Genomic DNA, 26587 nt, shown 5'->3' on the forward strand with positions numbered 1-26587 from the left:
CGGTTTGCCGTCGGAAAGGCTTTAGAAAAACGCCTGGATGCCCGTTTGCGCGCGTCCGAGAATCAGCGCGTGAATGTCGTGCGTGCCTTCGTAGGTGTTGACCACTTCGAGATTCACCAGATGCCGCGCGATGCCGAACTCGTCGGAGATCCCGTTCCCGCCCAGCATGTCCCGCGCGAGCCGCGCAATGTCGAGTGCCTTGCCGCATGAATTGCGTTTCATGATCGACGTGATCTCGACGGCCGCCGTGCCTTCATCCTTCATACGACCGAGGCGCAGCACGCCTTGCAGCCCGAGCGTAATCTCCGTTTGCATATCCGCGAGTTTTTTCTGAATCAACTGGTTTGCCGCGAGCGGCCGGCCGAACTGCTTACGGTCGAGCACGTACTGACGCGCGGTGTGCCAGCAGGATTCCGCGGCGCCCAGCGCGCCCCACGCGATGCCGTAGCGGGCTGAGTTCAGGCACGTGAACGGGCCTCGAAGGCCGCTCACTTCCGGGAAGCGGTTTTCTTCCGGAACGAACACTTCGTCGAGCACGATCTCGCCGGTGATCGACGCGCGCAGGCCCACCTTGCTATGGATGGTCGGCGCGGACAGTCCCTTCCAGCCCTTCTCGAGGATGAAGCCGCGAATCGCGTCCTTGCCGTTTTCCTCGAGCTTGGCCCACACCACGAAAACGTCGGCGATCGGCGAATTGGTGATCCACATTTTCGAGCCCGACAGCGAATAGCCGCCGTCGACCTTCTTTGCGCGCGTCACCATGCTGCCCGGGTCGGAGCCGTGATTAGGCTCGGTCAGTCCGAAGCAGCCGATCCATTCGCCGGTGGCGAGCTTCGGCAGGTATTTCTGCTTCTGTGCCTCGGAGCCGAACTCGTAGATCGGCACCATGACCAGCGAAGACTGGACCGACATCATTGACCGGTAGCCGGAGTCGACACGCTCCACTTCCCGCGCGATCAAGCCATACGCCACGTAGTTCAGCCCGGGACCGCCGTATTGCTCGGGAATGGTCGGACCGAGCAGGCCCAGTTCGCCCATTTCGCGGAAGATTTCGATGTCGGTCTTCTCGTGACGGAACGCTTCTAGCACGCGCGGCTGCAGCTTGTCCTGCGCATACGCCGCGGCGGCGTCGCGCACCATGCGTTCGTCTTCGGTGAGCTGCTGATCCAGCAGCAGCGGGTCTTCCCAGTGAAACTGCGCGGCCTCGGCCATGACGTATCTCCTGATTCTTTGCTTGATTCAAGCTTGACTAGAGTTCCGCTATGCAGAACAATGTTTTGCAAACCACGACTGAGTGTATCACCCGATGACGCCCGCATCCACTGTGTCCGATCCGCTCGACGAGCGCAAATTCGTTGTCGCCCTCGCACGCGGGCTCGATTTGCTGCGCGCATTCAAGCCTGGCGAAACGATGCTCGGGAATCGGGACTTCGTCGAACGCACGGGTTTGCCCAAGGCGACTGTGAACCGTCTCGCCTATACGCTGACCGTGCTCGGCTATCTTCGGCTCGATGAGGCGTTGGGAAAGTACGCGCTCGATGCCGGCGTGCTGTCGCTCGGGTTTGCGCTGCTCTCGGGCACCGACACGCTCGAACTCGCCCGCCCGCACATGCGCGGGTTTGCGCGCGAGGTAGGCGCGGCTGTTTCGCTTGGCTGCCGTGACGGCCTCGACATGATCTACCTCGACACCATACGCAGCGAAACCGCGCTCACGCTCGGCCTCGCGCCCGGCTCGAAACTGTCGATGCTGACGAGTTCCATGGGTCGCGCATATCTCGCTGTGCAACCTGTCGACGTGCGCGCCGCGTTGCTTGCGGAACTCAGGAAAGCGGCGGGGAAGGGCGGTGCGGCGCTGGTGGCCGACGCAGTGAAGGAAATCGCCGCGTTCGAAAAGGAGCGCTGCTGCTATTCGTTCCGCGCCTGGCACGACGACGTCAACGCGGTTGCCGTGCCGTTTCGCGAGCCGCGCGAAGGGCGCTGGCTTGTGCTCAGTTGCAGCGGGCCGGCTTCGTCGATGGGAGAAGACGTGTTTCGGGAGAAGGTTGCGCCGCGGCTGAAGGCGCTTGCGCGGCGCCTCGGCGACGCTGGCTGAGGATTCGCGTTCGAGCCGAGTGGCTTGCATCAAGCGCATCAAGCGCATCAACCGGATCAAGCCACGCGAATCGCCCCGAGTGGATCAAGCCAAACCAGTAGATCAAGCCGCGCGGTCGTGATAATGCGCATTGAACAGCGGCCCTTGCACGAAGCGCACATCGTATTGCTGCAACGCTTCGAATTGCGGTTCGTCCATCACGCGATTGAAGATCAGCGGAATCCGCAGCCGGCTCGCGTATCCCACTAACGGCTTGACCGTCGCGTCGCGTAACGCGGTCGCCGCATCCATCTTGATGAAGTCCAGGCGAGCGGTGTCCGACACCGACAGAATCTGCCCCGCGTTGGACAGGTTGCCCGCCACCTTGAAGCCGTAGTGCTGATAGCTCTTGGTCAAATAGCCGAGAAACGTCTTATGCGCGACCGCGGCTGCCGGCAGTTCGATCACTATCCTCGACGGGTTCAACCCGAACGACGTGAGCACGCTCGAAAAGTGCCGCCCGTGATCGTATTTCACGCTCTTCAGAAGCCGCTCGTGTACGCGTAGAAATAGCAGCCCGTGCCGTTGTGCGCCGAAGAAATTGACTGAGTGAAGCGCGCGCGACATGCGGTCGAGCGCGACGACCTCCTGGTCGTCGGCGATGCGGTCGAACGCGTCGAACATATCGAACGGCGCGGCGTCGAGCCGTTGCGTGACTGCCTGGAAGCCCAACTCATCGCCGAAACGGTCGACGTTTTCGACATCCGACGACATCGATTGCGCCAGCGCATGCACGCTGATGTCGAAGATCGGTTCGTAGGCGCTCGTGAGTTCGAGGTCGTGGAACCGGGCGAGCGCAATCTCGCCGTGCGCGCCATGTCCCATCGCCAGATGTGTGCCGAGGAACGGATGCTCAGAGGCGCGGGCAACGAGGCTGGGAATGGTCGGCGGAATCATTTAGGCGAATGGGTAGGGTAAGTGGTGCGTTCGCTAGAGACTCCAGACAGAGCTCATGCGCCGCATGCTTCGATGGTAGCAGTCCGCATCGCGCGCACATGAACAAAATGCTGCTAACGATATCCGCCAGCCCTTGCCTGGCGGCGCCGCCGCGCGTTTGTTGTCCCGCTTCCAGGGTATACGTTAATTTCACTTAACGTAATTCGTTTTACCATGCGTAAATTGTCGCGCGACTGACGAGAGCCGACTCGCGCCGTTTCGTGCAATTCGCATTGGCCCGCAGCCGCCGACATTCCAACCATTACACGTGGAGACAATTCCCATGAGCGCCAAGCCGGCATCAGCCGCCACTAACGTGATCGAAGTCGAGCGGGTGCTCGGCGAGACGCATCACCCGGCATTCCAGTTCATGCTGCTCGCGCTGTGCGGACTCTGCCTCGTGATCGACGGCTTCGACGCGCAGGCCATGGGTTACGTCGCGCCGAGCGTGATCGGCGAATGGCATGTGTCGAAGGCGGCGCTCGGCCCGGTATTCAGCGCAAGCCTGTTCGGCATGCTGCTCGGGGCATTGGGGCTGTCGGTGCTGGCGGACCGCATCGGTCGGCGTCCGGTGCTGATCGGTGCAACGTTTTTCTTTGCGCTGTCGATGCTGGCCACGCCGTTTGTCTCGACGATTCCCGCATTGATCGCGCTGCGCTTCATCACGGGCCTCGGCCTCGGTTGCATCATGCCGAACGCAATGGCGCTAGTAGGCGAATTTTCGACGCCCGCCCATCGCGTCAAGCGCATGATGCTGGTGTCGTGCGGCTTCACGTTGGGCGCGGCGCTGGGCGGCTTCATCAGCGCTGCGCTGATTCCGGCCTACGGCTGGCGCGCGGTGTTCTGGGTCGGCGGCGCGGTGCCGCTGGTGCTGGCGGTCGCCATGCTCGTCGCGCTGCCCGAGTCGTTGCAATTTCTCGTACTGAAGGGCCGCAGCGAGCGCGCGTTGCGCTGGCTCGCGAAGTTCAATCCCAGCCTGCCGATCGATGCGAACACACGCGTCGTCGTGCGCGAGAAGGGCAATGCCGGTGCGCCGGTCGCGGAGTTGTTCCGCGCGGGGCGTGCTCCGGTCACCTTGATTCTGTGGGCGATCAGCTTCATGAACCTGATCGATCTGTACTTTCTGTCGAACTGGCTGCCGACCGTCATGCGCGATGCAGGCTATTCGCCGGGCACGGCGGTGATCGTCGGCACGGTGTTGCAGACTGGCGGCGTGGTCGGCACGTTGCTGCTCGGCTGGTTCATCGAACGCTTTGGTTTCGTGCGCGTGCTGTTCGTGTGCTTCGCGGGCGCGGCACTCGCTGTCGGCACCATCGGCAGCGTGGCGCATGCTTTGCCGTGGCTGCTAATCGTTGTGTTCGCAGGCGGCTTCTGTGTAGTCGGCGGGCAGCCGGCCGTGAACGCGCTCGCGGGCCACTTTTACCCGACCACACTGCGATCGACGGGCATCGGCTGGAGCCTCGGAATCGGGCGTATCGGCTCGGTGATCGGGCCGCTGGTCGGCGGTCAACTGATTGCGCTGAACTGGTCGAACGAATCGCTGTTCCATGCGGCCGCGGTGCCGGTGCTGTGTTCCGCGTTGCTGGTGATCGCGCTCGCCGCGGCGACGCGGCAACGCAGCCGCCCGTCCGAACCGCAAACCGCGTGAAGTGATGTCTAGGGTCAACGGAGAATCTTGCATGGATACCTCAACACGTCAGCCGAATACAGTCAGGTCGCGGCTCGAGATCGAACCCGGCTATCAGTCGGGCTTCGGCAACGAATTCGCGACCGAGGCTTTACCGGGCGCGCTGCCGGAAGGGCGCAATTCGCCACAGCGCGCGGCTTATGGTTTGTACGCCGAACAGTTGTCCGGCACCGCTTTCACCGCACCGCGCGGGCACAATCGGCGCACCTGGCTGTACCGCATTCGTCCCGCGGCAGTGCATAAGCCGTTCACGCCGCTGCCTTCGGAGCGGCTCGTCGCGAATTTCGCCGAAGTGCCGCCGACGCCGCCGAATCAGTTGCGCTGGGACGCATTGCCGATGCCAGGCGAGCCGACGGATTTCGTCGACGGCTGGGTCACGATGGCGGGCAACGGCGCCGCCGACTCGATGAGCGGCTGCGCGATTCACTTGTACGCAGCGAACCGTTCGATGACGGACCGTTTCTTCTACAGTGCCGACGGCGAGTTGCTGATCGTGCCGCAGGAAGGGCGCCTCGATATCGCGACGGAACTGGGCCGGCTCGAAGTGCGGCCGTTCGAGATCGCGGTGATTCCGCGCGGCGTGCGCTTCGCGGTGAGCTTGCCGGACGGCACGGCGCGCGGCTACATCTGCGAAAACTTCGGCGCCTTGCTTCGCTTGCCGGACCTCGGGCCAATCGGCTCGAACGGCCTTGCCAATCCGCGCGACTTCCTCACGCCGCATGCGGCTTACGAGGACCGCGAAGGCGACTTCGAACTCGTCGCGAAGATGAACGGCAACTTGTGGCGCGCGGACATCGGACATTCGCCGCTCGACGTGGTCGCGTGGCACGGCAATTACGCGCCGTATAAATACGACTTGCGGCGCTTCAACACCATCGGCTCGATTAGCTTCGACCATCCGGACCCGTCGATCTTTCTGGTGTTGCAATCGCAAAGCGACACGCCGGGCGTGGATTCACTCGACTTCGTGATCTTCCCGCCGCGCTGGCTCGCCGCCGAAGACACGTTCCGCCCCCCATGGTTTCATCGCAATGTCGCAAGCGAATTCATGGGGCTTGTGCACGGCGTCTACGACGCGAAGGCCGAGGGCTTCGTGCCGGGTGGCGCGAGCCTGCACAACTGCATGTCCGGTCACGGCCCGGACGCGGATACCTTCGAGAAAGCTTCGCACAGCGATACGTCGAAGCCGGTCAAGGTTGGCGACACCATGGCGTTCATGTTCGAAACCAGGACGCTGATCAAGCCGACCCGTTTTGCGCTCGAAACCGCGCAACTTCAGGCGCACTACTACGAGTGCTGGCAAGGTCTTAAGAAACACTTCAACCCGGAGCAACGATGAGCGCATTGAGCGATCTTCAGGCGACGCTCGATCCGTCGCGCAAAAGTTGGGTGCAGTCGGCCAACGAACCGAGCAACGATTTTTCGATTCAGAACTTGCCGTTCGGCATTTTCAGCGATAGCAAAGACGACACGCCGCGCGTGGGCGTTGCGATTGGCGATGAGATCGTCGATCTGGCCGCGCTAGAGGCGGCGGGCTTGCTCACGGTGCCCTCGAACGCAGGCGTTTTCGCGCGCGATACTTTGAACGAGTTCATCGCGCTCGGCCGCGACGCATGGCGCAGCGTGCGCATCCAGTTGAGTAATCTGCTTTCGCGCGACACCGCGACTTTGCGCGACGACGCTGCATTGCGCGCGAAGGCGCTGGTGCGTCAGGCCGACGCGCGGCTCCATCTGCCCGTGCAAATTCCCGGCTACACGGATTTCTATTCGTCGAAAGAGCACGCAACGAATGTCGGCTCCATGTTCCGCAATCCGAAGGATGCGCTGCTGCCGAACTGGTCCGAGATGCCGATTGGCTACAACGGACGCGCGTCGTCGGTCGTGGTGAGCGGCACGCCGGTGCGCCGGCCGAACGGTCAATTGAAGTTGCCCGATCAGGAGCGTCCCGTGTTCGGCGCGTGCCGTAAGCTGGACATCGAGCTGGAGACCGGCTTCGTGATCGGCGGCGGCAACGCATTGGGCGAGCCGATCGCCTGTACCGATGCCGAAGCGCATATCTTCGGCATGGTGCTGTTGAACGACTGGAGTGCGCGCGACATCCAGCAATGGGAATACGTGCCGCTCGGCCCGTTCAATTCAAAATCATTCACGACCACCATTTCGCCGTGGATCGTCACGCTGGATGCGCTCGAGCCGTTCCGCGTCGCACAGCCCGTGCAGGAGCCGCAGCCGCTTGCGTATCTGCGGCACGACGGCGAGCATGCATTCGACATAGCGCTGGAAGTGACGCTACGTCCGCAAGGCGCGAAACAGGCCACGACCATTGCGCGAACCAACTTCAAGTACATGTACTGGACGATGGCTCAGCAACTCGCGCATCACACGGTGGGGGGGTGCAACACGCGAGTGGGCGACCTGATGGGCTCGGGCACGATCAGCGGGCCGACGGAAGACTCGTACGGCAGCCTGCTCGAACTCACGTTGAACGGCAAGAAGCCGCTGGAATTGAACGAGGGCGGCACGCGCAGCTTTATCGAAGACGGCGACGAGTTGACGCTCTCGGGCTGGTGCCAGGCGGACGGTTATCGCGTGGGCTTTGGAACGTGCGTCGGCGAGATTCTGCCGGCGAAGGCCTGAGGAAGAAACGGCCGCGCTCGCGCGAAGCGCGCCGGCATGAACCGGCGCGAGCCCGCGCAGGCTGCTGTCAACCCGCCACCGCCATCCGCTGCGCGCGCCGGTCGATGGACACCGACCACAGCGTGAGCACGACCGCCCCGATGGACGTCGCGACGCCGACCCACGGCAGCGTGGTCAACGGCGCGCCCGCGCCGATCGCCATGCCGCCGAGCCATGCGCCGGTTGCGTTGCCGAGGTTGAACGCGCCCTGGTTCAACGTCGACGCAAGATTCGGCGCGTGGCTCGCCCGATTGACGATCAGCATCTGCAATGGCGGCACGATTGCAAATGCCAGAACACCCCAAACGAAAACGGTGATCATTGCCGGAACTTCGGCATGCATGGTGCCGGCAAAGATCGCGAGAATCACGACGATGGCGAGCAGAAAGGCCACCAGCGACGGCATCAGGCGCCAGTCGGCGAGCTTGCCGCCAAGCGTGCTGCCGACCGTCAGGCCGAGCCCGAACAGCAGCAGCACGAGTGTGACGGCGTGCGGCGTGAAGCCGGTCACGTCTTCGAGAATCGGCGTGATGTACGTGAACGTGGAGAAGAGGCTCGCTGAAGCGAGCACGCTGATGCCGAGCACCATCAACACCTGCGGATTTTTCAGTACGCTGAATTCGCGCACGAGGCTCGCCTTCTGCATCTCGATCTGCGCCGGCAGGCACACGGCGAGCGCGGCAGCTGCGGCAATGCCGATGGCCGTCACGGCCCAGAAGGTCGCGCGCCAGCCGACAGCCTGGCCGAGCGCGGTGCCGAGCGGCACGCCGAGCACATTCGCGAGCGTGAGGCCGGTGAACATCAGCGCGATGGCCTGCGCGCGGCGGTTCGGCGCGACGAGACCCGCGGCGACCACCGAGCCGATGCCGAAGAACGCGCCATGGCAGAACGCCGTGACGATCCGCGCGGCCATCAACACCGCATAGCCCGGCGCCAACGCGCACAGCAGATTGCCGACGATGAATACGCCGATCAGGCTCATCAGCGCTTTCTTGCGCGGCATGTTGGCGACCGCGATTGCCACGATCGGCGCGCCGATGGTCACGCCAAGCGCATATGCCGAGACCAGCATGCCCGCTGCCGGGATCGAGACAGACAGGTCGCGGGCGACGTTGGGCAACAGCCCCATGATGACAAATTCGGTGGTGCCGATGCCAAAGGCGGCAACGGCAAGAGCAAGCAGGGGCAAAGGCATGGCGGCAGACTGTGGATCGGCGCGGCGCGAAGCGTCGCGCGGCCGGCGCGCGTTTTCGGGACGAGAGCGCATGCGCCGTGCGGGATGCAAAACAGTCAGGGATTCTACCTAAGTCAAAACGATAGTGCTGAGCGCCGATGCACATGTTGTTTTTCGCTGAACACCGCGGGATTCCACGCCGCTTGAGTGTGTACGACCCGCGGTGCCGATAGCTGCAGCCACTCCTTTTCCGCGCCCCGCTAGTTGCTTCCTTCATGCGAATCCGGCGTCTCGCCGTGACATCCAACGCCTTTTGCAAAACGCGCGGCACCGGCGATACCTTCGTCGAATACAGCCCGATATCCGCCGGCGCCTTCGCGCTGGAGTGCCTCGGCCAGGTCGCCGAGTATGCTGTTTTCGAGCACCGAAAGGCGGTCAGCCAGTAGCGCCGCCTGCGGGAATGCTGCGAGATCCGCGGCCAGTTGCTCTGCCGCGGCGCGCGCCTCGCCCCTTGCAACCACCCGGTTGACGAGGCCGAAACCGAGCGCTTCCTGGGCGCTCACCGCACGTCCCGTCAGAATCAGATCGAGCGCGCGCGACATGCCGATCAGCCGCGGCAAGCGGATCGTGCCGCCGTCGATCAACGGAATGCCGACGCGCCGGCAGAACACGCCGAGCACCGCATCGTCTTCCGCGACACGCAGGTCGCACATCGCAGCCAGTTCCAGGCCGCCCGCCACCGCATAGCCCGCGATGGCCGCGATGACCGGCTTCGTGAAGCTCGTGCGAGTCGGTCCCATTGGCCCAGGTCCGCTGCCGTCTGCGTGTATTTCGTTGCGGAGGTTTTCGTCGGCCAGCGCGCTCAGATCCGCGCCCGCGCAAAAGGTGCCGCCTGCGCCGAACAGCACTGCGGCGCGCCACGCCGGTTCAGCCTCGAAGCATTGGAACGCGGCGCTCAAAGCGTCGGCGACAACGCGGTCGACAGCATTCCGGCGCTCGGGGCGCTCAAGCACGACCGTTGCTACGCCGTTATCCTGGTTAGCCTCTATGCGCACATATCGATTGAAATTCAGGGTGTCTTTCATCGTTGTGTCCTTGAAGGTCCGCGTTCGCCCGTCAGTTCGGGCGTTTGTGCCGCGCTCGTCGGCACTCATGCAGAGCAGTTAATACCGTGGCTTGACATGCTTCTTTCACAATCGACTCGTAGCGTTAGCGCTCTCTTAACGCGCTGGCGAATCTTCGCCGGCTCTTCGAGCCTGCCTTTGCCTCTAATCAATTCATCGTCCGGAACTGCGCCGGCCTGCGCTGAGACGGCCTGGATCGTGCCGCTGCATCAACATTCATGGTACGACCATGTGCGCCTGAAACGCGTGTTCGTCGCCGACGGCACCCGGCATCAGGTCGTGCTGGTCGACGTGCGCAAGCTGCTTGCCTGCGCCGATCGCGACAACACCGACTACGTTCTGAAGCCTATCGCCGAATGGCATGCGGGCAAGGTGCGGGGCATTCGCGAATTTCTCGATCCGGACAATCCTCGTATTCCGCAGATGCCCTACGTGACGATTTGCACGCGCCGCGCACCGGGTCTACTGGGTTGGTTCGGTTTCGAGCGCGAGGGTGTGGTGGCGTTTCGCAATGGCCAGCATCGCGCACGTTATCTTGCCGACGCCGGCGCACGCTGGTTTCCGGTGGAAGTGCACGAGCGCGAGGCCGCCTTGCTGCGTGAGATGTGCGGTGCGCCGGACGACGCCCGCACCGCGATCCGCCCCGTTTCGCTGAAGGTCGGCGGCGTCTAGCTTGCTGTGCCCGTTGCGCTCGTTGTGCCCGTTGCAGAGACCGTGTTGCGAGGCACACCCGTTTGCCAGGCGGCGACGTTATCGAGCGTGGTCTGCGCGATCTCGTTCATCGCCTCGCGTGTGAAAAACGCCTGGTGCGCGGTCACGATGACGTTCGGGAACATCAGGAGACGCGCGAGCACGTCGTCTTGCAGCGGGAGATTCGAATGGTCTTCGAAGAAGAGTCCGCTTTCTTCCTCGTAGACGTCTAGCCCCAGATGGCCAAGCTGGCCGTCCTTCAAGGCACCGACCAGCGCATTGCTTTCGACGAGTCCGCCGCGCCCCGTGTTGATCAGCATCGCGCCACGCTTCATTTTGGCCAGCGCGGCGGCGTCGATCAGATGGTAGGTCGACGGCACCAACGGACAGTGCAAACTCACGATGTCCGATTCCGCCAGAAGCGTGTCGAGTGCGACATAGCGCGCGCCGAGCGCGAGCAGGTCGCTCGCGGGCGTGCCGGGGTCGTGCGCGAGAACGCGCATGCCGAAGCCCGCCATGATGCGGCCGAACACGCGGCCGATCATGCCGGTGCCTATCACGCCCACCGTCTTGCCGTGTAAATCGAAACCGAGCAGCCCATGCAGCGAGAAATCGCCTTCCCGTGTACGGGCGACGGCTCGCGGAATGCGCCGGTTCAGCGCGAGGATCAAGCCGACTGCGTGCTCGGCCACCGCGTGCGGCGAATACGCGGGCACCCGGGCGACCGCGATGCCGAGACGTTCGGCCGTTGCGAGGTCCACGTGGTTGAAGCCCGCCGAACGCAAGGCAATCATCCGCGTGCCGCCTGCATACAGCCGCTCCAGCACGGCCGCGTCGACCAGGTCGTTGACGAACGGGCACACCACCTCGTAGCCCTGCGCCAGAACAGCAGTTTCGCTGTCCAGATGCGATTCCTGGAAATGCAGCTCATAGCCATGGCGGCTGTTCGCTCCAGTGAAAGTTTCGATGTCGTATTGGCGGCTGCTGAAGAGAATGATGCGCATCGCGTATCCCCATGAACGTTTCGCGGCGCTCGCGAATTCCCGGCTAATGATGGCGAGTCAAGTCTGCCTGGAGCGAATGAGTATAAGGGAGCTATCGCAATAAGCAATGCGCTAAAGCGAATGCGGATGGAGTTTGTTTAGGTCCGCGCTCTGTGAAGTCAAGTGTTCATGGCAAAAAAATAGCATTGACAGGGATACTAAACTTTCATAATTTAAAAAAGCTCGTGAATCACCGCTCCATTCATGAGTAAAGGCATTTCGTGCAAACCGCACTTGCGGTGTGTCACCCTGCCGGGCGCATCAAGCGAAGTCCGGTCAGCAATGTGTTCCGTCTAATGACGCAGTAGTCAGCGCGGCATTCGTGATTTGCTGCGCGCTATCTTTGCGCAATATGACGCCATTCCATCTTTTCCGTGGGATAGCTGATTTAAGTCAACTATCGACAACGGCAACGGGCTTAATTTCTCTTACGTAGATATTTAGCAATTTGCGAATAATTTCAAAAATCGGCTAGTCAACATGACCAGTGAATTGCTGAGGACTCAACCGGAGATCGCTCTGTTCACGAGCCTCGCAATCGGCTATTTGATTGGCTCTTTCCGTATTGGTCCTATCCAGTTGGGCGGTGTTTGCGGCACATTGATCGTTGCGTTGTTACTTGGCCAGACAGGCGCGCGCCTCGCGCCCGATCTGAAGAACATCGCCTTCGCATTGTTCATCTTTGCGCTGGGCTTCACTGGTGGGCCGCAATTCTTCGCCAATATCGGTCGGGGGTGGCGCTATGGGCTGCTGTCAGTGGTCGAGATCGTGTCGGTGCTCGTGCTGATCATGATCGCGGTGACCGTCATGAGGCTCGATGCCGGCACTGCGGCTGGTCTGCTGGCCGGCGCGGCGACCGAGTCGGCCGTGATCGGCACAGCCTCCGAGGCGATTGCCAGGCTTGGCTTCGACGAAGCGCAGACGCTGCGTCTGCAAGCCAACATCGTGACCGCGTACAGCGTGAGTTACCTGTTCGGGCTGGTCACTATCGTCCTCTTTACGAGCCAGTTCGCACCTTTGCTGTTGCGCGTCGATTTGCGCGAGGAGGCGGCGCGCGTATGGCGCAAGCTCGGCGGCGACGGAGCGTTGGGCGAGGGCCAGCATGCCGCCGCACCGGCGCTGGTGGGCCGCGTTTTTCGCGTCGGGGCGGCGCATGGTGCAACAGTTCTCACCATCGAACAGCAGCACGGCTTCAATCTCACCATCGAGCAGGTGCGGCGCCACGGCGCGAATGTGCCGGTAGATCCGCACCTCGCGCTGGCCTCGGGCGACATTGTGCTCGTCGCGGGCCGCCGCGAAGCGATCGTCGCCGCGGCACCCGATCTCGGCGATGAAGTCGACGGCGCCGGCTTCGGCCAGGTGCTTGCCGAGAAGCTCGACGTCGTGTTGACACGGCGCGACGCGCACGGTCTCACGGTTGCCCAGATGCGTGAGCGGGCACCGCCGGACGAGGCGCGTGGCGTCTACATCGCGGCCGTCACGCGACTGGAGACGACGATACCCGCGTTGCCCGGCACCGAACTGAATCGCGGCGACGTGCTGACGCTTGTCGGCGCCAAGGCCGATGTCGAGCGCGGCGCGCGGCGTCTCGGCTATGTGCTCGTCGCAACGCAGAAGACCGACTTCGTCTATCTGGGCCTCGGCGTGCTGGTCGGCATGGCGATTGGCCACCTGGGCGGGCGCATCGGCGGCGTGTCGCTCGCATTGGGCACCGGCGGCGGCTGTTTGCTGTCCGGGCTGCTGTTCGGCTGGATCCGCTCGCGCCATCCGCTCGTCGGCTCGCTGCCTCCGGCGGCTGCGCAGATTCTCAAGGACTTCGGGCTCGCCACTTTCATTGCCGCGGTGGGATTGTCGGCGGGACCGGACGCCATCAAGCTGGTGCGCGAATACGGCCTCGCGCTGCCCGTGGCCGGCATTCTGATGGTGCTCGTGCCGGGGCTGCTGTCGTTGTGGATTGGCCGCATGTTCCTCAAGCTCGAAACGCCGATGCTGCTCGGCGCCATCGCCGGTCAGCAGTGCAGCACGCCGGCAATCAGCGCGCTCGTCGGTGTGACCGGCAACTCCACGCCGGTGATCGGCTACACGATCACCTACGCGCTGTCCAACATCTTTCTGCCGTTGATGGGACCGGTCGTGGTCGGCCTGGCCGGTAAGCTCAGCTAGCCGGTCGGATTCACCGCGCGGGGGTCGAACACCCGCGGCGGGCAGTGTCGGGTAATTAGCATCGCAAACTATTCAGCGAGGACATGATGGACTGGCTACATCACATATTCCAGAAATCACCTGAGATCGCGCTGTTTTTGTCGCTCGCGGCTGGCTACTTCATTGGCCAGATCAACTTCGGCAAGTTCCAGCTGGGCGGCGTCGGCGGATCGCTGCTGGCGGCGGTGGTAATCAGTCAGGCAGGCGTGACGATCGACAACGGCGTGAAGTCGGTGATGTTCGCCGTATTCATCTACGCGGTCGGCTACGACTCCGGTCCGGGTTTCTTCAATTCGCTGAACCGCAAGACGCTGCGCGAAATCGCGATGGCCGTTTTCCTCGCGGTTACCGCGCTGATCACCGTGGTGGTCTGCGCAAAGCTGTTCCACCTGAACAAGGGGCTGGCGGCCGGGCTCGCTGGCGGCGCGCTGACGCAGTCGGCGATCATCGGCACTGCGGGCGACGCGATCGCGCGCCTCGGGCTGCCCGCCGACGAGGTGAAATCGCTGCAATCCGACGTTGCGATCGCCTATGCGGTGACGTACGTGTTCGGCTCGCTCGGCGCGATCATCGTATGCGTGAACATTTTGCCGAAGTTCATGGGGCAGAGTCTGCGCGATGCGTCCATCGAAGCAGAACGGGAGCTCACCGCGGGCGCGCCGGCTCGCGGGCCAGGACAGCTTCTGGCGTTGCCGGAACTGGTAGGGCGCGCGTACCGGATCGACGTCAGCGCGGGCAAGACGGTGAAGCAGGTCGAGACACTGCATCGCGACATGCTGACAATCGAGCGCGTCAAGCGAGGCGGCCATACGCTCGACCCCACGCCCGACCTGGTATTGGATCACGACGATGTCGTGCTCGTCGTCGGCCGTCGCGAAGCCGTCGTCGAGTTCGGCTCGAACGGCAGCGAAGTTGCAGACATTGGCGATGTCGGCGTCGTCATGCAAACGCGCGAAGGCGTATTCACCCGCAAAGGCATGAACCACACGACGATCGCGGCCGCGCGGGAAATGGTGGATCGCGACATGCGCCATGGCGTCTATCTGCAAGGCGTGACGCGCGCCGGGCAGCCGCTGCCGCTGCTGCCGGAAACCCATCTGGAACATGGCGACGTGCTGACGTTTTATGGCTCGCCGAAAGACACCAAGCGCGCCGTGGAAGCCGCGGGTTACGAGCTGCCGTACAGCAACAAAACCGACTTCATCTACATGGGCGTCGGTCTCGTGCTCGGCTTGCTGATCGGGCTCATCGTTATCAACGTGGGTGGAATTCCGCTCACGCTCGGTTCAGGCGGCGGCTGTCTGCTCGCCGGCCTGCTGTTCGGCTGGATGCGCGGCAAGCATCCCATGTACGGCGTGATGCCCACGGCAGCCTCGCAACTGCTGAAGGACTTCGGGCTCGCGGCCTTCGTCGCCGTGGTCGGTCTGAATTCCGGCCTGCAGGCCGTGGTCACGGTCAAGCAAAGCGGCATGACGATCTTCCTGCTCGGCGTGTTCGTCACGCTGTTCCCGCTCCTGCTCACGATGCTGTTCGGCCGCTACGTGCTTCGCTACAACAACGCGGCCATTCTGGCAGGTGCGCTGTCGGGCTCACGTAGTGCCAATCCGGCTTTTGGCGGCGTGCTGGACAAGGCGGAAAGCGCGGTGCCGACCGTGCCGTTCGCCATTACCTATGCAATCGCGAACGTCGCGTTGACGTTGCTCGGCCCGCTCGTGGTGGGACTCGTGTAGCAAACGCGTTGTATCGATCTCTTCGCGCCGGCCGCGGCATCGCATTGATCAATGCCCGGCGGCGTCTTTCACATGGCTCAGGAGAACACATCATGGCAAAAGAGAAGGACGACAAGAAACATGGCGACATGGCACAGCCGGGTCTTGCCGCGCTCAGCCCGTTCGAGCTGAAGGACGAACTCATCAAGGCTGCGGGCGGGGGCGCAGTCGAGCGGCCAGCCAATGCGTCGATGCTGAACGCCGGTCGGGGCAACCCGAATTTTCTCGCAACGATCCCGCGTCACGGCTTCTGGCAACTCGGGCTCTTCGCCATGCGCGAGTCGGAGCGCTCGTTCGCTTATATGCCTGAAGGCGTCGGCGGATTTCCGCGGCGCGAAGGCCTCGAAGAGCGCTTCGACCTGTTCCTGCGCGAAAACAAAGGCGTCGCGGGGATCGATTTTTTGCGCGGCGCGGTATCGTACGTGCGCGATCAGCTGGGGCTTTCCGCCGGCGACTTCCTTTATGAAATGTGCGAGGGGATTCTCGGATCGAACTATCCGGTGCCCGACCGGATGCTCAAGCTATCCGAAGTTATCGTCGGACAATATCTGCGCCGGGAGATGATCGGCCGGCATCCGTTCGTCGGCGAATTCGACGTGTTCGCGGTGGAGGGCGGCACGGCGGCCATGACGTACATCTTCAACACGATGCGCGAGAATCACCTGATCAAGCCGGGCGACACCATCGCGCTCGGCATGCCGATCTTCACGCCGTACATCGAGATTCCGCGGCTGAACGACTACCAGTTGAACGTGGTGAATCTGAACGCCGGTGTTGAGAATGGCTGGCAGTACACCAAAGAAGAGCTCGACAAGCTGCGCGATCCGAAAGTGAAGGCCTTCTTTCTCGTGAATCCGAGTAATCCGCCTTCGGTGAAAATGGACGACGAGAGCCTTCAGTACATTGCCGACATCGTCAAGGAACGGCCCGATCTGATTCTGCTCACCGACGACGTGTACGGAACATTCGCGGACGACTTCGTGTCGCTGTTCGCGCTTGCGCCGAAGAACACGATTCTCGTGTACTCGTACTCCAAATATTTCGGTGCAACCGGCTGGCGTCTCGGCACGATTGCGACGCATCGCGACAACGTGCTCGACAGGCTGATTTCGGAGCTGCCGAAAGACGTGAAGAAGCAGTTGCACGAACGTTATGAGTCGATCACGACAGAGCCTGAAAAGCTCAAATTCATCGATCGTCTGGTGGCCGACAGCCGCACCGTCGCGCTGAATCACACGGCAGGGCTGTCGACGCCGCAGCAGGTGCAGATGGTGCTGTTCTCACTGTTCTCGCTGATGGATACGCCCGACGCATACAAGAACGCGCTGAAGCGCCTGATCCGCAAGCGCAAGCAGGCGCTTTATGAGGAGGTCGGCATTGCATTCGACGACAGCGACCCGAACCAGGTCGACTACTACACGATTCTCGACGCCGAGTACCTTGGCGAACGGATGTTCGGGCGCGAGTTCGTCGATTGGCAGTTGAAGAGCACGCAGCCTACCGAATTGCTGTTCCGGCTCGCGCGCGAGGCTCGGGTCGTGCTGTTGCCGGGACTCGGCTTCGGCACGCAGCATGCGTCGGGGCGTGTGTCGCTGGCCAACCTCAACGAGTCGGACTACCGGCAGATCGGACGCGCGGTGCGGCGGCTGATCGAAGAATACGTCGAGCGTTTCAATGCGGAAACCGGCAAGAAGCTCGACAAGACGAAGGTGAAATGAGGTTTTGCGGCGGTGCGGCCAGGCGTGTCGCCTACGCGCGTTTGCGGCGCCGCCGGTAAAGCATGGTCAAAAAACTTGCGCAATTGCGCGGATCGGTGAATGATCGGACGACGGCCTCGCCAGTGTCATAGCTGGCGAGGCCGTTGGCTCCTGTGCATTCCATCTTTGCGCTTTCCTTCAAGTACCGATCATGCCGACTTCATCATCTAACGTTGCGTCTACTGCTGTGCCGTGTCCGGTTGTCGAATCGCTCGACGCCATTCTCCCCGAAGAGCCGTTACTGATGATGGGCGCCGGCCCCGTGCCGATTCCTGCAGCGGTCGCCAAGGCCAATACGATCGTCATCAACCATCTGGGCGCAACCATGGTGAAGGTGATCGGTCAGGTGAAGACGATGGCGCGCTACGTGTTCCAGACCAATTCGAAATGGGTGCTGGGCGTGGCGGGACCCGGTTCGGCCGCGATGGAAATGGCAATCTCGAATCTCGCGTGGGAAGGCACGCGCGTGCTGAGCATCAAGAACGGTTTCTTCAGCGGGCGCATGGCGGAGATGGGCCGCCGCGTCGGCGCGCGAGTGACGGAACTGGAAGTGGCCGACCGCACGGTGGCGAGTCTCGACGAGATCGCCGAGGCAATCCGCCGTGAGCGTCCGGAGATCGTCACGGTGGTGCAGGGCGAGACTTCGAATACGGTCTGGAATTACCAGTTGAAAGACATCGCCGCACTGGCGAAGGCGGCAGGCGCGCTGGTGATCGTCGACGCGGTGTGCACATTGAGCACCATGCCGCTCGCCATGGACGCGTGGGGTATCGACGCTGTGATCACGGGCGGGCAGAAGGGCTTGTCGTCTATTCCGGGAGTCTCGCTGATTGCGTTTTCAGATGCGGCCTGGGAGCGCGTGAAAGGACGTACCGCGCCCAATGCGCACTGGTGTCTCGACGCCTCGCTCGCCGAGAACTTCTGGCATAACGCGGGATATCACTACACGGCGCCGGTCTCGGGCGTGCTGGCTTTACATGAGGCACTGCGGCTCGTATGCGCAGAGACGCTTGAAAAGCGTTTTGCGCGGCACCTCAAGTGTTCGGTGGCGTTGCAGGAAGGCGTGACCGCGCTCGGCTTGCAACTATATGCGCCGGTTGCTTGCCGGCTGAATTCGGTGGTGGGCATCGAAGTGCCCGCGGGGCTGAGTCCAGGTGACGTATGCGCGCATATTTCGCGGCAGCATCAGGTCGAAATTTCGGGGTCGTTCGGATTGCCGATTGTCCGGATCGGGCAAATGGGCGAGCAATGCCGCGAGCACAATCTGTTTCGCACTCTGCACGCGTTGGGCCGGACGATGGTCGATCTCGGGGTTAAGGTCGATTTGCCCGCCGGGGTCGCGGCGTTGGAGCGTGGATTGTCGGAAGGCAAGTAGCGAGTTGGGGACCACTCCGCTAATGCGACACGCTCGAAAGTCCGCCTGCCGGAGGTAGTCTTGACGGCGGACCACTGTCGGTCAAACTGAACGCTGACATGGAACTCGGACAGTGGAACGTCTTCAGCACATCGCTCGTCAGTGGATTGGCAACGCTGCCCGCCCGCACAATGTTGAATATCGCTTTGCGCCCGCCGAAGTTGAACGTCACGCGCGTACCTCCGGATGTAGCTGTTCCCAGCACCAACGATGATCTTCGATGGTCGTCCGGTCGCCCGTATGGGCGACGAAGTCTTCTGCCCGCGGCATCCGGAAATTAGACCGAACCTAATTGTTGCGAGTGATGAGTCGATGATGGACGACAGCCTTCCTGTTGCTCATCATGGACATCGTGCGACGTGTGGTTGCCGATTGATTTCCAGCCTGTCGCAACGATGATCGCTTTAGCCGCTCGACAAACGCAACTCGGGGCGACTCGAGGCCGAGCGTTCCCACGAGTACCAGCTGAACGTACGACTACCTGCTCACCAAGGCCAGGCGTTCCACGGCGCCGGTCCTGATTACGCCGCTGCCTGCCCCGAGGCACGGAACTCGTTTGTGAATTGGTGCGTTGAGCAGAAGAAACCCTCAAAGCGCCGCAGGCATCTTCCCAACCTTCACATCCCGAAGATAAAGAAAACCGGAAAGCCCCACTGCCGCTGCAGCGGCAATTGCTGCAAACAGAAACACTGACCCATACCCAAACTCGCCGGCAATATACCCCGCCAACGGCCCTGTAATACCCAGCGACAGATCCAGAAACACCGAGTAAGCCGACAACGCCGCACCACGGCTCGCGGGCGGCACGAGTCCGACTGCCTCGACGCCGAGCGCCGGAAATACCAACGCAAACCCGAATCCGGTCAACGCCGCCCCCGCGAGCGCAATATGCGGCTCAGGCGCAAGCCACAGCATCAGCAGGCCGACACATTCAAACGAAAACGAAACAATCGCGACCCGGAAACCCCCGTAGGTCTTGATCGTGTTGGCGAACAGCAGCCGCGCGCCGATGAACAGCGTGCCGAACACCGTCAGCGACAACGCCGCGTTCGGCCACTGCTTCGCCGCATAGAACAATGTGATAAACGTTGCAATCGATCCAAAACCGGCCGAGCCGAGCGCGAGGCCGATGCCGTGCGGCAGAACGCGCGTGAACACGCTTCGGTACGACATCCGCTCACCGTGCACGATCGGCACGGATGCCATCGGCCGCGCAAGGTAGAAGCCGAGCGCCGCCAGCAGAATCACTAGAATGCCGAGCGCCGCAAATCCGACCGTCCGCTCGATCGCAACGCCGAGCGGCGCGCCGACCGCCAGTGCGCCATACGTGGCGATGCCGTTCCACGAGATCACTCGTGCGTTGTTGCTCGTGCCCACTCGGCCGATCCCCCACAGAATCGCGCCGGTGCCGCACAGACTCTCGCCGAATCCCAGCACGAGCCGGCTGCACACGAGCAGGCCAAGGCTCAGCCCGGGCCAGCGTCCGCACAAAACCGCCAGCAGCAAAAGAACGCCGCTCGCGCCGCATCCGAGCAAGCCGATCGTCACCGTGCGCTTTGGTCCCAACGTGTCTGCCGAACGTCCTGCCAGCGGCCGCGACGCCAGAGTCGCCAGATACTGCACGCTGATCGCCGCGCCCGCGAGCACCGCGCTGTAGCCGAGGTCGTCATGCACGTAGCCTGGCAGCACCGCCAGCGGAATGCCGATCGTCAGATAGCAAAGAAACGTGAAAAAGACGACCGGAATGATCTGCATGGTCGTGGCGAATTCGCTGCGGGGTGTCGCTGTGTCGGTGGACATGGGGAAAACCAGACTTGAAAACGGCGGGAAGGCGTGATTTTCCCATGGAACCGATTCTCTTGCAGCATTTGCTTAATAATTGGTCAGACTTAAGCCGGCGCGAAGCCCAGATAGTGGGGCGTCGGACGCTCAATTGCCTTCGGCGAAGGGCGAAATGCTCACCGCGCGCCTCTACAAAATGGCTGAAATCAAGCATTCCGCCAACAAACTTCTAGAACCAGCCAGCCCAACATAAGCCAACAACGCGTCGATTTCATCTCTATATCGCATTGCGCATATGTTCCGCATGCGACCCGGGCTATGGGTTGTATTTATTGACGGTGATAGTTTTCGAACCATCCCTGCTGGACAAAGAAAATTCGAGAGCGATAAGACATGACTGAGCCAATCCGCTTTTACCATCGCAACGCGATCCGCGAAATCAAGGACGCGCCTGTCACCCGCACGGTCCTGCAGTATCTGCGTGAAGATGCGCGCTGCACCGGCACCAAGGAAGGCTGCGCCGAAGGCGATTGCGGCGCGTGCACGGTCGTGGTTGGCGAGCGCAACGAAAAGGGCGGCGTCGACTTCAAGGCGGTCAATGCCTGCATCCAGTTCATGCCGACGCTCGACGGCAAGGCGCTCTTCACCGTCGAAGATCTGCGTCAGCCCGACGGCTCGCTGCATCCGGTACAGCAGGCGATGGTCGAATGCCATGGCTCGCAGTGCGGTTTCTGCACGCCGGGCTTCGTCATGTCGATGTGGTCGCTCTACGAAAAGCACGGCCACGAGCATGGCTGCGCAAACAGGACGGTGCCCTCGCGGGAAGCAATCAGCAACGCGCTCACAGGCAATCTGTGCCGCTGCACCGGCTATCGTCCGATCGTGGATGCGGCCGTGCGCATGTTCGAAGTCCCCGCGCCCAAGGCACCGGTGAATGTGGAGGCGCTCGCACGCACGCTCGCGACGCTGCAACGCGACGACACGTTCCATTACGAGCACGCCGGCCAGCGCTTCGACGCGCCGCGCACGGTCGAAGCGCTCGCGCAGATCAAGCAGGCCGAGTCGGCCGCGCGCATTCTCGCGGGCAGTACCGACATCGGCCTGTGGGTCACCAAGCAAATGCGCGAACTCGGCAATGTCGTGTACGTTGGACAGATCGCCGAATTGCAGAAGCTCGAAACGCGTGCCGACTGGATCGAAATTGGCGCGGGCGTGACGGTAGAAAACGCCTACGCGGCGATCGCAAAGCAGTATCCCGAGCTTACCGAAATGTGGCTACGCTTCGCTTCGCTGCCCATTCGCAACGCGGGCACGCTCGGCGGCAACATCGCGAACGGCTCGCCGATCGGTGATTCGATGCCCGGTCTCATCGCGCTCGGCGCGCGCGTGATTGTCCGAGGTGGCGACGTCGAACGCGAAATGCCGCTCGAAGACCTGTACGTCGCGTACCAGAAGAAGAATATGGCCGAGCACGAGTTCGTCGTCGGCCTGAAGGTGCCGACTTGCACGGGCGCGCGTGCAAAGCTGCAATTCCGCACCTATAAGCTGTCGAAGCGCTTCGACTCGGACATCTCCGCCGTGTGTGCCGCATTCTCGTTTATCGCGGACGGCGAGTTGATTCGCGAGCCGCGCATCGCGTTCGGCGGCATGGCCGCGACGCCGAAGCGGGCAACGCACGCAGAAGCCGTGCTGCGCGACGCCGAATGGCATGAAGCCACCGCGCAAGCCGCGATGCTCGCGCTCGGCAACGACTACGCGCCGCTTTCCGATATGCGCGCGACCAGCAATTATCGTCTCGAAGCTGCAAAGAACACGCTGTATCGCTTCTGGCTCGAAACGCGTCCCAACAATCCGTTGCCGAAAAGCTCGCTCGATGTGCGCGCGGTGGCTGCGGCGTGCGCGACTGCGGACACCGGTGTCGGCGGACGCGTCGAAGCGAATGCCTGAAGCGCACGAAGCGCACGAAGAATACGGAGAACCCAACAATGAATCAGCATGCTGAACCCTTTCTGAAGGACGCTCAGGCGCTCGACGACTTCACGCAGGTTCATGTGTCGCGCCCGCATGAATCGGCGCATCTGCACGTGAGCGGCCGCGCGACTTATACCGACGACATCCCGACGGTCGCCGGCACGCTGCACGCCGCGCTCGGCCTGTCGAGCAAAGCACACGCGAAGATCGTGTCCGTGTCGCTCGACAAGGTGCGCGCGACGCCCGGCGTGGTCGCTATCTTTACTGCGGACGATATTCCCGGCGCCAACGACGTCGCGCCGATCGTCCACGGCGACGACCCGATTCTCGCCGACGGCATTGTTCAGTACGTCGGTCAGCCGGTGTTCATCGTGGTCGCGACGTCGCACGAAACCGCGCGGCTCGCCGCGCGCCGCGCGGAGATCGTCTATGAGGAATTGCCTGCCATCCTGACCGCGCAGCAGGCGCGTGCCGCCAATCAGCACGTGCTGCCGCCGATGAAACTCGCGCGCGGCGAGGCCGGCACGAAGATCGCGCGCGCGTCGCATCGTGAGGCTGGCGAAATGCTGCTCGGCGGCCAGGAGCAGTTCTATCTGGAAGGGCAGATTTCGTATGCGGTGCCGAAGGACGACGACGGCATGCACGTCTATTGCTCAACGCAGCATCCGACTGAAATGCAGCATCTTGTCGCTCACGCGTTGGGCATTGCGTCCCATAACGTGCTGATCGAATGTCGCCGAATGGGTGGCGGCTTCGGCGGCAAGGAATCGCAGTCGGGTCTCTTCGCGTGCTGCGCAGCGCTCGCCGCATGGAAGCTGTTGTGCCCCGTCAAGCTTCGCCCGGATCGCGACGACGACATGATGGTGACGGGCAAGCGGCACGACTTCCACTACACGTATGAAGTCGGCTACGACGACAAGGGCGTGATCGAAGGCGTGGCCGTCGACATGACCTCGCGCTGCGGTTTTTCGGCCGACCTGTCCGGCCCGGTGATGACGCGCGCGCTGTGCCACTTCGACAACGCGTACTGGCTGTCCGATGTGACCATCGACGGCTTTTGCGGCAAGACCAACACGCAATCGAATACCGCGTTTCGCGGCTTCGGCGGTCCGCAAGGTGCGTTTGCGATCGAATACATTATGGACAACGTGGCGCGTTCGATCGGCGAGGATTCGCTCGACGTGCGCCGCCGCAATCTGTATGGCAAGACCGAGCGTAATCAGACGCCGTATGGCCAGATCGTCGAAGACAACGTGATTCACGAACTGATCGACGAACTGGAAGCGACCAGCGAATATCGCGCGCGCCGCGCAGCGATCAACGAATTCAACGCCAACAACGAGGTGTTGAAAAAAGGCCTCGCACTGACGCCGGTCAAGTTCGGCATTGCGTTCAACGTCACGCACTTCAATCAGGCCGGCGCGCTCGTGCATATCTACACCGACGGTTCGGTGCTCGTGAATCACGGCGGCACCGAAATGGGCCAGGGCTTGAACACGAAAGTCGCACAGGTCGTCGCACATGAACTGGGCGTCGGCTTCAACCGGATTCGCGTAACGGCGACGGATACGAGCAAGGTCGCGAATACCTCCGCGACGGCGGCTTCGACGGGTTCGGATCTGAACGGCAAGGCTGCACAGGACGCGGCGCGCCAGCTGCGCGAACGGCTCGCCGCGTTTGCCGCCGAGCGTTTCGGCGGCGGCCAGGTCAATGCTTCCGACGTGCGCTTCGCGCATGACCGCGTGATTGTCGGCGAGGCAGTGGTGCCGTTCGAAGAAGTCGTCGCAAAGGCATATCTCGCGCGAATCCAGCTGTGGTCCGATGGTTTTTACGCGACACCGAAGCTCTACTGGGATCAGGCGAAGCTGCAAGGCCGGCCGTTCTACTACTACTCGTATGGCGCGGCCGTGTCCGAAGTGGTGATCGACACGCTGACCGGCGAAATGCGCGTGCTGCGCGCGGACGCGCTGCATGACGTAGGCGCGTCGCTGAATCCGGCGCTCGACATCGGCCAGGTAGAAGGCGCGTTCATTCAGGGCATGGGCTGGCTCACCACCGAGGAGTTGTGGTGGAACGCCGGCGGCAAGCTGATGACGCACGCGCCGTCCACGTACAAGATTCCGACTGTCAACGATACGCCGCCGGTTTTCAACGTGCGTCTGTTCAAGAACCGCAACGCAGAGGACAGCATCCATCGCTCGAAAGCGACTGGCGAGCCGCCGCTGCTGTTGCCGTTCTCGGTATTCTTTGCGATTCGCGACGCGGTGTCGGCAGTCGGCGGTCATCGGGTGAATCCGCCGCTCAATGCACCTGCCACGAGCGAGGAAATCCTCAGGGCGATCGGCGCGGTGCGGGCCGCCACGTCGGCCGCGAGGTAATTGAAGATGAACGCGATCAACCACTGTTCTTCGGTTCGCATCGGCCGGCGCAGCGAGGTCGACGAGTCCCGCCCCGCGCCCATGCACGTCGTGCTGTTCGGCGCGGGCCATGTGGGTCATGCGCTTATTCAATTGCTCGGCAACCTGCCGTGCGTGGTTCAGTGGGTGGACGAGCGCGATGAACTGTTCCCCGACGAAACGCCCGCGAATGTGCAGATCGAAGCCACCGACACGCCAGACGCGATCGTCGATACGGCACCGCCCGGCGCCTGGTTTCTGGTGATGACGCATAACCATGCGCTCGATTTCTCGCTTGCTGAACGCATCATGCGGCGACGCGATTTCAGCTACTTCGGCATGATCGGTTCGAAGACAAAGCGCGTGAAGTTCGAGCGGCGCCTGCTCGCGCGTGGGGTAGAGCTCGAACGGTTGCAGCAGATGACATGTCCGATCGGCGTGCCAGGCATCGTCGACAAGGCGCCGGCCATGATCGCGGTGGCGGTATGCGCGGAGTTGCTGCAGGTTCGCGGGCGGCGAGCCACGGTTCAGCCCGCAACGGCAAACGGAACCCAAGCGGCGCTTCAACCTGTGGCGGCAAACGTCTGAAATGGATTGGCTGCGTTTAGCGCCGTTAGCACCATTAGCCGACGCGGCCTGATCGACTAAGTCATCCGCACGACAACATCAGCCGCCGATCACTCCTTAACCGTCTCCACCGCATGGACGCTCCATCGCTCCATTAGCGCGTTCGCCTCGCCCTCAGGTGGACCCTTGCCGCGGCTGCTTCGCGCGCCGAACCTTCTGCGCGACCAGCCCGTCCGACACCTGTGACATCAATGCGCGCAGCCAGCCGAGATCGCTCGGGCGAGCCGGCTGCGGATGCCACATCTGATAGCACTTGATACGCGGAAAGGGGATGGGCGCCTCGACAACCGCGAGCGGCAGAATGCTCGCGTAGTGCGTTGCGAAGCGCCGCGTCGTCGTGAAGATCAGATCGGATTGCAGCAGCGTCTGCGGTACGAGGCCGAAGTACGGCAGCGTGGCGACGATGCGCCGCTCGGCGCGCGCTCTCGCAAACCCGATGTCGATGGCGCCACCGCGCGCGCCGCTATAAGGAGTCGGCGCAAGATGCGGCGCCGCGAGATACGCGTCGCGCGTGAGCGGCGCGCGCGCCAACGGATGGTCCGCCCGCATCAGGCACACAACCGTGTCCGAAAACAGGTCGCTGCGCTCGAAACGCGGATCGGGCTTCGGCCAGTTGCCGATTACCAGGTCGAGTTCGCCCGCATCGAGCGAGGCAGTGTGGTCGAGCATCGGGCTCAGCGAATCGATTTCGAGCCGGGCGTGCGGTGCCGCCTCGCGGAACTGCGCGATCACGGTCGGCATGAAGAAGTCGTTCAGATAATCCGGTGCGGCTACCCGAAAGGTCCGGCGCGAACGGCCGGGGTCGAAGTCGCCGTGCGGCGTGGCCACGAAATCGACCTCACGCAGCACCCGTTGCGCGGATGCGAGCAGCGACTCGCCATATTCGGTCGGCACCATGCCCGACTTGCCGCGTACGAGGATGGGGTCGTTCAGCGTCTCTCGAAGCTTGCGCAGCGCAGTGCTGATTGCGGGCTGTGTCTGGTTCAGGCGCAGCGCGGTTTGCGTGACGCTGCGCTCGACCAGCAGCGTGCGCAGCACACGCACGAGCCAGATATCGAGGGAGGCGGCGGTGTCGTCCATGGAAAAGAGGGAGGCGAAGTCGAGCGGGCGTCACAAGAATCCGCACCGCACGAGAGGCGATCAGCACGCGGTCTATGCGTGGCGCAAAGGTTATAACCTTAGGCCCGATTGCACTGCGGCCGCCATAG

The 26587-nt window shown here is 62.6% G+C and carries 20 protein-coding genes and 1 pseudogene; 13 read left to right on the forward strand and 8 right to left on the reverse strand.

Going from position 1 to position 26587, the window contains the following annotated elements; translation table 11 throughout:
- Nucleotides 1-21 precede the first annotated feature (21 nt).
- Nucleotides 22-1212, reverse strand: a complete 1191-nt coding sequence (locus H281_RS0124340) for an acyl-CoA dehydrogenase (RefSeq protein ID WP_006047845.1) — start codon at nucleotides 1210-1212, stop codon at nucleotides 22-24.
- Nucleotides 1213-1306: 94 nt separating this feature from the next.
- Between H281_RS0124340 and H281_RS0124345 the strand changes: the two genes are divergently transcribed.
- Entirely contained in the window at nucleotides 1307-2092 is a 786-nt protein-coding gene (locus tag H281_RS0124345; RefSeq protein ID WP_020069743.1) for an IclR family transcriptional regulator, read from the forward strand.
- 102 nt (nucleotides 2093-2194) lie between these two features.
- On the opposite strand, the gene H281_RS0124350 is transcribed toward H281_RS0124345, so the two are convergent.
- Complete coding sequence (locus tag H281_RS0124350; RefSeq protein ID WP_020069744.1) at nucleotides 2195-3028, reverse strand: EAL domain-containing protein; 834 nt, start codon at nucleotides 3026-3028, stop codon at nucleotides 2195-2197.
- Nucleotides 3029-3350: 322 nt separating this feature from the next.
- On the opposite strand from H281_RS0124350, the gene H281_RS0124355 reads away from it, so the two are divergent.
- The 3 genes from H281_RS0124355 to fahA are packed head-to-tail and all read left to right on the forward strand — an operon-like array spanning nucleotide 3351 to nucleotide 7391.
- Nucleotides 3351-4715: an MFS transporter gene (locus H281_RS0124355; RefSeq protein WP_020069745.1), complete on the forward strand. Its 1365-nt coding sequence runs from the start codon at nucleotides 3351-3353 to the stop codon at nucleotides 4713-4715.
- A 31-nt stretch (nucleotides 4716-4746) separates the two neighbouring features.
- A complete protein-coding gene (hmgA, locus tag H281_RS0124360) occupies nucleotides 4747-6093 on the forward strand; it encodes a homogentisate 1,2-dioxygenase (RefSeq protein WP_020069746.1) in 1347 nt (448 codons plus the stop codon).
- Nucleotides 6090-7391 (forward strand): fumarylacetoacetase, encoded by a 1302-nt coding sequence (fahA, locus tag H281_RS0124365; RefSeq protein WP_020069747.1) that lies wholly within the window; start codon nucleotides 6090-6092, stop codon nucleotides 7389-7391. Before hmgA ends, fahA begins: the two co-directional genes overlap by 4 nt.
- A 67-nt stretch (nucleotides 7392-7458) precedes the next feature.
- On the opposite strand, the gene H281_RS0124370 is transcribed toward fahA, so the two are convergent.
- Together H281_RS0124370 and H281_RS0124375 are read right to left on the reverse strand one after the other, a co-directional pair.
- Complete coding sequence (locus H281_RS0124370) at nucleotides 7459-8625, reverse strand: MFS transporter (protein WP_027804904.1); 1167 nt, start codon at nucleotides 8623-8625, stop codon at nucleotides 7459-7461.
- 239 nt (nucleotides 8626-8864) lie between these two features.
- Nucleotides 8865-9689 carry a crotonase/enoyl-CoA hydratase family protein gene (locus H281_RS0124375; protein WP_020069749.1) on the reverse strand — a complete coding sequence of 275 codons (825 nt, stop codon included), beginning with the start codon at nucleotides 9687-9689 and terminating at the stop codon, nucleotides 8865-8867.
- Nucleotides 9690-9785: 96 nt separating this feature from the next.
- On the opposite strand from H281_RS0124375, the gene H281_RS0124380 reads away from it, so the two are divergent.
- Complete coding sequence (locus H281_RS0124380; protein ID WP_027804905.1) at nucleotides 9786-10400, forward strand: plasmid fertility inhibition factor family protein; 615 nt, start codon at nucleotides 9786-9788, stop codon at nucleotides 10398-10400.
- On the opposite strand, the gene H281_RS0124385 is transcribed toward H281_RS0124380, so the two are convergent.
- Nucleotides 10397-11422 carry a 2-hydroxyacid dehydrogenase gene (locus H281_RS0124385; protein WP_020069751.1) on the reverse strand — a complete coding sequence of 342 codons (1026 nt, stop codon included), beginning with the start codon at nucleotides 11420-11422 and terminating at the stop codon, nucleotides 10397-10399. The two genes, H281_RS0124380 and H281_RS0124385, sit on opposite strands and share 4 nt — an antisense overlap.
- Before the next feature lie 519 nt (nucleotides 11423-11941).
- Between H281_RS0124385 and aspT (H281_RS0124390) the strand changes: the two genes are divergently transcribed.
- From aspT (H281_RS0124390) to H281_RS0124410, 4 genes are all read left to right on the forward strand, one after another.
- Nucleotides 11942-13624 (forward strand): aspartate-alanine antiporter, encoded by a 1683-nt coding sequence (gene aspT, locus H281_RS0124390; protein ID WP_020069752.1) that lies wholly within the window; start codon nucleotides 11942-11944, stop codon nucleotides 13622-13624.
- Between the two features lie 86 nt (nucleotides 13625-13710).
- Complete coding sequence (gene aspT / locus H281_RS0124395) at nucleotides 13711-15393, forward strand: aspartate-alanine antiporter (RefSeq protein WP_020069753.1); 1683 nt, start codon at nucleotides 13711-13713, stop codon at nucleotides 15391-15393.
- A 92-nt stretch (nucleotides 15394-15485) separates the two neighbouring features.
- Complete coding sequence (locus H281_RS0124400) at nucleotides 15486-17150, forward strand: bifunctional aspartate transaminase/aspartate 4-decarboxylase (protein WP_020069754.1); 1665 nt, start codon at nucleotides 15486-15488, stop codon at nucleotides 17148-17150.
- A gap of 190 nt (nucleotides 17151-17340) precedes the next feature.
- On the forward strand, nucleotides 17341-18564 hold the full coding sequence (locus H281_RS0124410; RefSeq protein ID WP_027804906.1) for a pyridoxal-phosphate-dependent aminotransferase family protein: 1224 nt from the start codon (nucleotides 17341-17343) through the stop codon (nucleotides 18562-18564).
- A gap of 19 nt (nucleotides 18565-18583) precedes the next feature.
- Here the strand turns inward: H281_RS0124410 and H281_RS37660 are convergent.
- A pseudogene (locus H281_RS37660) lies at nucleotides 18584-18808 on the reverse strand (hypothetical protein); the annotation flags it as partial.
- A 5-nt stretch (nucleotides 18809-18813) separates the two neighbouring features.
- Between H281_RS37660 and H281_RS36105 the strand changes: the two are divergent.
- A complete protein-coding gene (locus tag H281_RS36105) occupies nucleotides 18814-19002 on the forward strand; it encodes a PAAR domain-containing protein (protein ID WP_084690171.1) in 189 nt (62 codons plus the stop codon).
- A 189-nt stretch (nucleotides 19003-19191) separates the two neighbouring features.
- On the opposite strand, the gene H281_RS0124415 is transcribed toward H281_RS36105, so the two are convergent.
- Nucleotides 19192-20403 (reverse strand): MFS transporter, encoded by a 1212-nt coding sequence (locus H281_RS0124415; RefSeq protein ID WP_027804907.1) that lies wholly within the window; start codon nucleotides 20401-20403, stop codon nucleotides 19192-19194.
- A gap of 375 nt (nucleotides 20404-20778) precedes the next feature.
- Between H281_RS0124415 and xdhA the strand changes: the two genes are divergently transcribed.
- The 3 genes from xdhA to xdhC are packed head-to-tail and all read left to right on the forward strand — an operon-like array spanning nucleotide 20779 to nucleotide 25340.
- Entirely contained in the window at nucleotides 20779-22332 is a 1554-nt protein-coding gene (xdhA, locus tag H281_RS0124420) for a xanthine dehydrogenase small subunit (protein WP_020069758.1), read from the forward strand.
- A gap of 38 nt (nucleotides 22333-22370) precedes the next feature.
- The gene (xdhB, locus tag H281_RS0124425; RefSeq protein ID WP_020069759.1) at nucleotides 22371-24734 is read left to right on the forward strand and encodes a xanthine dehydrogenase molybdopterin binding subunit; all 2364 of its coding nucleotides are present in this window, start codon (nucleotides 22371-22373) and stop codon (nucleotides 24732-24734) included.
- Between the two features lie 6 nt (nucleotides 24735-24740).
- Nucleotides 24741-25340 (forward strand): xanthine dehydrogenase accessory protein XdhC, encoded by a 600-nt coding sequence (xdhC, locus tag H281_RS0124430; protein WP_033379664.1) that lies wholly within the window; start codon nucleotides 24741-24743, stop codon nucleotides 25338-25340.
- A gap of 153 nt (nucleotides 25341-25493) precedes the next feature.
- Here xdhC and H281_RS0124435 read toward each other — a convergent pair whose 3' ends face one another.
- The gene (locus H281_RS0124435) at nucleotides 25494-26459 is read right to left on the reverse strand and encodes a LysR substrate-binding domain-containing protein (RefSeq protein ID WP_020069761.1); all 966 of its coding nucleotides are present in this window, start codon (nucleotides 26457-26459) and stop codon (nucleotides 25494-25496) included.
- Nucleotides 26460-26587 lie beyond the last annotated feature (128 nt).

The organism is Paraburkholderia caledonica, assembly GCF_000383275.1.
GTDB lineage: Bacteria > Pseudomonadota > Gammaproteobacteria > Burkholderiales > Burkholderiaceae > Paraburkholderia > Paraburkholderia caledonica.

Coding starts and splice junctions, on each gene's coding strand:
- H281_RS0124410 (WP_027804906.1), top strand. CDS start 17,341: ATGCCGACTTCATCATCTAACGTTGCGTCTACTGCTGTGCCGTGTCCG.
- H281_RS0124340 (WP_006047845.1), bottom strand. CDS start 1,212: ATGGCCGAGGCCGCGCAGTTTCACTGGGAAGACCCGCTGCTGCTGGAT.
- H281_RS0124435 (WP_020069761.1), bottom strand. CDS start 26,459: ATGGACGACACCGCCGCCTCCCTCGATATCTGGCTCGTGCGTGTGCTG.
- H281_RS0124375 (WP_020069749.1), bottom strand. CDS start 9,689: ATGAAAGACACCCTGAATTTCAATCGATATGTGCGCATAGAGGCTAAC.
- aspT (WP_020069752.1), top strand. CDS start 11,942: ATGACCAGTGAATTGCTGAGGACTCAACCGGAGATCGCTCTGTTCACG.
- xdhC (WP_033379664.1), top strand. CDS start 24,741: ATGAACGCGATCAACCACTGTTCTTCGGTTCGCATCGGCCGGCGCAGC.
- fahA (WP_020069747.1), top strand. CDS start 6,090: ATGAGCGCATTGAGCGATCTTCAGGCGACGCTCGATCCGTCGCGCAAA.
- H281_RS0124415 (WP_027804907.1), bottom strand. CDS start 20,403: ATGTCCACCGACACAGCGACACCCCGCAGCGAATTCGCCACGACCATG.
- H281_RS36105 (WP_084690171.1), top strand. CDS start 18,814: ATGATCTTCGATGGTCGTCCGGTCGCCCGTATGGGCGACGAAGTCTTC.
- xdhA (WP_020069758.1), top strand. CDS start 20,779: ATGACTGAGCCAATCCGCTTTTACCATCGCAACGCGATCCGCGAAATC.
- xdhB (WP_020069759.1), top strand. CDS start 22,371: ATGAATCAGCATGCTGAACCCTTTCTGAAGGACGCTCAGGCGCTCGAC.
- H281_RS0124370 (WP_027804904.1), bottom strand. CDS start 8,625: ATGCCTTTGCCCCTGCTTGCTCTTGCCGTTGCCGCCTTTGGCATCGGC.
- H281_RS0124345 (WP_020069743.1), top strand. CDS start 1,307: ATGACGCCCGCATCCACTGTGTCCGATCCGCTCGACGAGCGCAAATTC.
- H281_RS0124355 (WP_020069745.1), top strand. CDS start 3,351: ATGAGCGCCAAGCCGGCATCAGCCGCCACTAACGTGATCGAAGTCGAG.
- aspT (WP_020069753.1), top strand. CDS start 13,711: ATGGACTGGCTACATCACATATTCCAGAAATCACCTGAGATCGCGCTG.
- H281_RS0124400 (WP_020069754.1), top strand. CDS start 15,486: ATGGCAAAAGAGAAGGACGACAAGAAACATGGCGACATGGCACAGCCG.
- hmgA (WP_020069746.1), top strand. CDS start 4,747: ATGGATACCTCAACACGTCAGCCGAATACAGTCAGGTCGCGGCTCGAG.
- H281_RS0124350 (WP_020069744.1), bottom strand. CDS start 3,028: ATGATTCCGCCGACCATTCCCAGCCTCGTTGCCCGCGCCTCTGAGCAT.
- H281_RS0124380 (WP_027804905.1), top strand. CDS start 9,786: ATGCTTCTTTCACAATCGACTCGTAGCGTTAGCGCTCTCTTAACGCGC.
- H281_RS0124385 (WP_020069751.1), bottom strand. CDS start 11,422: ATGCGCATCATTCTCTTCAGCAGCCGCCAATACGACATCGAAACTTTC.